This is a genomic window from Cupriavidus sp. BIS7 (assembly GCF_000292345.1).
In the GTDB taxonomy this organism is placed as follows: Bacteria; Pseudomonadota; Gammaproteobacteria; order Burkholderiales; family Burkholderiaceae; genus Cupriavidus.
The window spans coordinates 1-5,982 of sequence record NZ_ALOU01000099.1 but is presented as its reverse complement, the minus strand read 5'-3'; the positions used below and the strand labels follow the sequence as shown (position 1 = coordinate 5,982).

The following is a 5,982-nucleotide window of genomic DNA, read 5'->3' as shown; positions in this document are numbered from 1 at the left end:
GCGCCATCGGTGTACGGATCGTACTTGCTGGCCTTTGCGCCATCGGTGTACGGATCGGCCTTCTGGGTTGGCGCAAGGTCGGATTGGGTGGTTGTATTGGCACCCTGCGAATACGGATCAAACTTGTCGCCGGCCCTGGCGCCGTCCGTGTACGGGTTGTACTTGTCCGTCTTGGCGCCTTGCGTATAGGGGTCGAACTGCTTCTTGTCCTGAGCATGAGCCACCGGCGCGGCCACCAGGGCCGCCGTGGCAACGATCAGGCTGGTGAGTAAAGTCTTGCTCATGGCTGCCTCGCAAGATGGGCGCGAATCACTTGCCGGCCCGAGTGCGCCCACATTGCCATCGGGCCGGCGGCATGACACGAATGCATGTCCCTTGCAGCATAGTCGTTTCAACGAGGAAACGAGGATCGCGCGCAGCGCAACTTGTTGTGGATCATTCCTGCGGCCCCGATTGCATGCCGATATGCGGAGCCGCAGGCACTGCGCTGCGCTAGTGGGTCTTGCCTTCGCGCGGATGCGGCGTTTCGCGAATGGCGGAAGCCGGCACGTCCACCACGTCCAGGCCAGCCGCCCCTGCGGTCACGGCCGCGGCGGTAGCGGTAAAGTCGGCCATCGTCGGCAGCAGTGCCGGCAACCCGAACATATGGCCCCAGGCGTCCACCCATGCGCGCTGCGTGGCGGCGGTCAGCTCCATCATGGCCGTGGCGTAGTGCATCGGGATCGTCAGGAAAGGCGTCTGGCAGGACCATTCGCGCACATAGAGATCTTCCGGTTCCTTGGCGACCAGGCACGACGCCCAGTCGAACTGTGCTTCCTCAAGCATCGAACGGACAAAGTCGGTATTGAGGCCCATCAGCTTGCGCCAGCTTTCGATCAGCGTGTCGTCGATCGAAACAAAGGCCTGGAACGCAAATGGCGGCATGGGCCACAGAGTCGGCGTAACCGTTGTGGTGCTTTGCATGGTGAAGGCTCCGTTTTGGTACCTGGTACCTGGTGGTGGACGAGCTGAAAGCGAGGACTGTGCCGGCCCGGTGAACAAGAAGGGAACAGGATGGGGCCAGGCGCGGTGACGGTGGCGTCACTGCAGTATGAAAGGCTGTGCCCACATGCTTATCCATCGAGCGCGCACGGTCAACCCGCGCACAGGTACGATACCGGCCGCTTGTGACAGGAAAGGAACTGGACCTGCGGCGTTTGCGCCGTTTCGTCCACGTGGTGACGAGTGCGCTACAGCGCTACAGCGCGCGGCGGATCTCCGACACGCCGAACGCGGCAAGCGCCAGGCCGGCCGCGCGGTCGATCCATATGCGTACGCGCATGCCCAGCGCATGACGGGCGCCGCTTACGATCGTGACCAGTACGCACCACCACAGGATCGAACCGCAGAACACGCCGAACACCGTGGTCATGGCGATCGGGGTCGAGAACGGCCCGCGCGGCGCGAGCGTGGCAAACAGCGCCGCGAACATGATGATGGTTTGCGGATTCGTCAGCGTCAGCAGCAGCGCGCTGGAGAAAGCGCGAATCCCGGAGCCGTTGCCGCGCAGCGACGCTGCCTGGTCGGTCGGCTTCTGCCGGAACGTGCGCAGTCCCAGGTAGACCAGGAACAGCCCGGCAGCCAGATGCAGCGGCTTGTCGTAGGCCAGCATGAACTGCGAAATGCCAACCAGCCCCAGCGCCGCCACCAGACCGTAGATGGCATCGCCGCAGGCAATGCCAAAGCCGATGGCCAGGCCCGCGCGCGGCCCGTCGGTCAGTGTCCGGCGAATGCAGAGCATGCCCATCGGGCCAACGGGCGCTGCCACGGCCAGGCCGACGCCTGCAGCGGTCAGGAACAGGGTAGGGAGTGACATGCTGGCTCGCGCTTGAACGGTGGTTGGAGTTGTTTGGGGGCGGCAGGCGGTCAATGAAGGCGAATGGCGCTCGATTGGCCGCGTTGCCCATTCTAGCGATCAGGTCACGGCCTGCGGGGTCGCGCGCCCCATCAGTTGCGCCAGTTCCACAGCCGGTATGGGCCGTCCGAACAGCCAGCCCTGTCCAAAGTCGACGCCCTGCTCGCGCAGGAAATCGGCCTGTGCCTCGTCCTCGATGCCCTCGGCCACAACCTGCAGGCCCAGCGAGCGCGCCATCGCGATGATGTGCGGAGCCACCGTGCTCGATGCGGCCTCCTGCCCGATCGTGTCGACAAACGACTTGTCGATCTTGAGCGCGTCCACCTTGAAGCTCTGCAGGTAAGACAGGCTCGAATAGCCGGTGCCGAAGTCGTCGATATAGACCGGGTGCCCGGCATCGCGGAACGCCTGGATCGTCTCGCGTGCCACATCGGGCTCCAGGAAGCCGCGTTCGGTGGCCTCGATGCGGATCTGCCCGGGCGAGATGCCGGTGTTGCGCAGGCGCGAAGTCAGCACGCCCAGGAAGCGCCGGCTCTTGAGGTCTTCCACGCCAACGTTGATCGATACGTAGAACGACGGGTAGCGGCGCAGCAGCGAGCCAACCTCGGCCAGCACGATCTCCAGCACCTGGTCGGTGATCTGCTGGATCAGGCCCGCGTTCTCGGCCATCGGGATAAACAGGTTGGGCCGCACTAGCCGGCCGTGGCGGCGCCAGCGCACAAGCGCCTCCACGCCAACCCAGTGGTTGTCGGTCAGCGAGACGATCGGCTGGTAATGCACAGCCATTTCATGACGGCGAACCGCGCCACGCAACTCGCCTTCCAGGCTGAAGCGCCGCGTGGCGCGTCGCCAGACCAGGATGCCAAGCGGCACGCCGGCAGCAAGCCCCACCACCAGGCCGCCAATCAGCAGCGCTTTCCAGTTGGCCAGCAGCGCTGCATTCGGCGCCAGCACCACCACGGCCAGCGGCATGGTGCGCGACCTGCGCAGCACGATCGAGGCATCGTCCTCCTGCAGCGCCTCTCCGCCAGTGGCGCCGTAGGCGTGCTCGGCATACGCGCGCTGAAGCCGCGCCAGGCTTGCGCCCTGCGTGGCGGCGAAAATCCGGCCCGCCTCGGTCTGTACGACGGCCAGCATGCGCGATTCCCGATCGACGACATCCACGAACACTTGTGGGTCGAGCCCCACGTTGTTGCCGTTGCGGCCGATCAGCATCACGCGGCGCGGGGAATTGAACGGACTCAGTTGATCGAACCAGAAATCGAGCCCGTCCGGCGTGCGCCAGTCTGGCGGCGGCAGGACAAGCTGGCCCGCCTGAATGGGGCCGAGCAGCGCCGAGCAGAGCCGCTTGCCGGCCCGGTAGACGCCGGCGTCCTGGATGTACGAATAGGTGTAGGTGATGCGGCGCAGTTCGACCAGATTGCCGGGCGAGCACGGCTCGTCCTTGAGCGCCTCCATGTCCTGCAGCGCGCTCAGCGCCTGCGTCATGACCGATTCGGCCCGCTTGACTGCGGCGTCCGCAAACACGCTGAGCTGGTCCGCTTCGCGCCGGTTCGCTTCGAGCTGCGCCATGAACACACCGATTCCCGCGGGGAACAGCGTGGCCAGCGTCGTCAGCACGATCGTCACCACCAGGAACCAGCTTCGCTGCATCGGGTGCCCTCATGAGACTACGCCGCAAGCGGCGCCCGCCGTTGGGGAGGCGCCGATCCATCGATCAACCGGGTATGCGCTGAAACAGGAAAACTGCCGCTATGGGGAGCATAGCGAACAATCGCCAATCCCGGCTGCTACTTTTTTGGCGTCGACATGCGCCGGCGCACCGTCGCTGTCGGCCGGATGTCGGGTTTGAGGCGGGTCTGAGAGGTGAGGCAGGGTGACGGCGGCGGCAGCCTGTACAGCGTAGGGCGCTTTCGTTACGCCCGGGGCCGCGGCGTGCCGGCGTGCGCCACGCGCCGGGCCCCGGGGCGGGAATACTACTGCGCAGTGTCACCCTGGCTGCACGCGGCAAGACGGACCAGGCCGTAGATCGGACCGAAGACCGGACCGAAGACCGGACCGCAGGTCAGAGCGCGGACTTCAGCACGGCGCCCGTGGCAAAGAAGCTCTGCAGGTTGTCGAACACAAGACCGGCCATCGCCGCACGCGTCTCGTGCGTGCCGCTGGCCACGTGCGGCAGCAGCACCACGTTGTCGAGCGGGAACAAGGCCTCCGGCACATGCGGCTCGCTCTCGAACACATCGAGTCCGGCGCCTGCGATGCGCTTGTGCGTCAGCGCATCCACGAGTGCGGTTTCATCGACCACCGTGCCGCGCGCGATGTTGATCAGGTAGCCCTGCGGACCAAGCGCTTCCAGCACGCTTGCCGAGATCATGTGCCGCGTGGACGGGCCACCGGACGTTGCCACGACGAGAAAATCGGCCCAGCGAGCCAGCGCCTCGAGCGAAGGTTCGAAGCCATAGGCAACATCGTCCTGCGGCTTGCGGCCGAAGTAGCGCACCTCCATGTCGAAGCCGCTCGACCGCCTGGCGATCACGCGGCCAATGCGCCCCATGCCGACGATGCCCAGGCGCTTGCCGCTGACGCGCGTGGTCAGCGGGTACGGGCCCTTGAGCCATTCGCCGTGACGCACATAACGATCGGCCGCGCTGACCTGGCGCGCCGCGTCCATCAGCAACGCGAAGGCGGTGTCGGCCACGCAGTCGTTAAGCACGTCCGGCGTGTAGCCAACGGCGATGCCGCGTGCGCGGGCCGTCTCGAGATCGAGCTTGTCCGTGCCAACGCCAAAGCTGGAGATCACGCGCAGGTTCGGCAGCGCGGCCAGCATCGTGGCATCGACGCCGATCGCGGCACGCGTGGTCATCGCCACGAATTCGCCACCGTGGCTGGCCAGATAGCTGGCGGGATCGGTCTCGGCCCAGAACGGATGCACATCGAAGTGCTCGGCAAGGCGGGCCTCGGTGTTTTCCGGGAGCCGGCCATGCTGCAGAAGGCGGGGTTTCATGCGGGGAGAGTCCTTTGTCTTTGGATATATGGCTGGGCGCGGGTCAGTCCGCACTCAGGTGATTGTCGGCGATGATCCTTGCGTAACGCTTGCGGTCGCGCGCGATGATGTCGGCGAATTGCTGCGGGGTGTTGCCCACCGGAATGGCGCCCTGTTCGATAAGCTGCTTCTTCACTTCAGGCATGGCAACCACCTGCTTCACGCCAGCGGCAATCTTGTCGACGATCTCCTTCGGCGTGCCGGCCGGCGCCAGCAGTCCCACCCAGGAGCCCGATTCCGCATTCTGGATGCCCGCTTCGGCAAGCGTGGGCACGTCCGGCATGGACGGGGAGCGCACCGTGCCGGTCACGGCCAGCGCACGCAGCTTGCCTGCCTTCACATGGCCCGTCGTTTCCAGTATCGATGCGAACAGCATGTCGACGTTGCCGGCCATCAGGTCGGTCATCGCTGCGCCACCGCCCTTGTATGGCACGTGGAGCAGGTCGGTGCCGGTGGCTGCCTTGAAGATCTCGCCCGACAGATGCGGCGAGCCGCCTGTCCCCGAGCTTGCGAACGTGAGCTTGCCCGGCTTCGCCTTGGCCAGCGCCACGAGTTCCTTCGGCGTCTTCGCCGGCAGGCCCGGCGTGACCACCAGCGCGAACGGCAGCTCGGCCATCATCGTCACCGGCACGAATCCGTCAGGGTTGTACGCGAGCTTCTTGTACAGGAATGGGTTGACCGATTGCGTGCCGACATTGCCCGCCACCAGCGTGTAGCCATCGGGTTTGGCGCGCGCGGTCAGTTCCAGCCCGACATTGCCGGCCGCGCCGGGGCGGTTGTCGACGACCACCGGCTGCCCCCAGATCTGGGACAGGCGTTGCGCCACCAGGCGCGTGCCAATGTCGGTGCCGCCGCCGGGCGTGAACGGCACGATGATCGTGACGGCGCGCGTGGGCCAGTTCGTCTGCGCATGCGCGGTGACAGCGAGCGTGGCAGCGCATAACGCTGCAGTGAGGTGGGCAATCTTCAACATGATGTCTCCGGTCTTGTACCGATATCGTTTGTTATGCGCTCCCCTCTCCCATGAAGTGGGAGAGGGGTGGGG

General features: G+C 65.7%; 6 protein-coding genes. All 6 read right to left on the bottom strand.

Annotation, left to right across the window (positions count from 1 at the left end):
* The coding region (locus B552_RS27945; protein ID WP_019452028.1) for a hypothetical protein at positions 1 to 284 on the bottom strand (284 nt) is incomplete at its 3' end.
* A gap of 208 nt (positions 285 to 492) precedes the next feature.
* Entirely contained in the window at positions 493 to 963 is a 471-nt protein-coding gene (locus B552_RS0126175; RefSeq protein WP_026036068.1) for a phasin family protein, read from the bottom strand.
* A gap of 274 nt (positions 964 to 1,237) precedes the next feature.
* Complete coding sequence (locus B552_RS0126170) at positions 1,238 to 1,855, bottom strand: LysE family translocator (protein WP_019452026.1); 618 nt, start codon at positions 1,853 to 1,855, stop codon at positions 1,238 to 1,240.
* A 99-nt stretch (positions 1,856 to 1,954) separates the two neighbouring features.
* The gene (locus B552_RS0126165; protein WP_019452025.1) at positions 1,955 to 3,547 is read right to left on the bottom strand and encodes an EAL domain-containing protein; all 1,593 of its coding nucleotides are present in this window, start codon (positions 3,545 to 3,547) and stop codon (positions 1,955 to 1,957) included.
* 412 nt (positions 3,548 to 3,959) lie between these two features.
* Entirely contained in the window at positions 3,960 to 4,898 is a 939-nt protein-coding gene (locus B552_RS0126160) for a 2-hydroxyacid dehydrogenase (RefSeq protein WP_019452024.1), read from the bottom strand.
* Between the two features lie 43 nt (positions 4,899 to 4,941).
* Entirely contained in the window at positions 4,942 to 5,910 is a 969-nt protein-coding gene (locus B552_RS0126155) for a tripartite tricarboxylate transporter substrate binding protein (protein ID WP_019452023.1), read from the bottom strand.
* Positions 5,911 to 5,982: the final 72 nt, after the last annotated feature.

Coding starts and splice junctions, on each gene's coding strand:
- B552_RS0126175 (WP_026036068.1), bottom strand. CDS start 963: ATGCAAAGCACCACAACGGTTACGCCGACTCTGTGGCCCATGCCGCCA.
- B552_RS0126170 (WP_019452026.1), bottom strand. CDS start 1,855: ATGTCACTCCCTACCCTGTTCCTGACCGCTGCAGGCGTCGGCCTGGCC.
- B552_RS0126165 (WP_019452025.1), bottom strand. CDS start 3,547: ATGCAGCGAAGCTGGTTCCTGGTGGTGACGATCGTGCTGACGACGCTG.
- B552_RS0126160 (WP_019452024.1), bottom strand. CDS start 4,898: ATGAAACCCCGCCTTCTGCAGCATGGCCGGCTCCCGGAAAACACCGAG.
- B552_RS0126155 (WP_019452023.1), bottom strand. CDS start 5,910: ATGTTGAAGATTGCCCACCTCACTGCAGCGTTATGCGCTGCCACGCTC.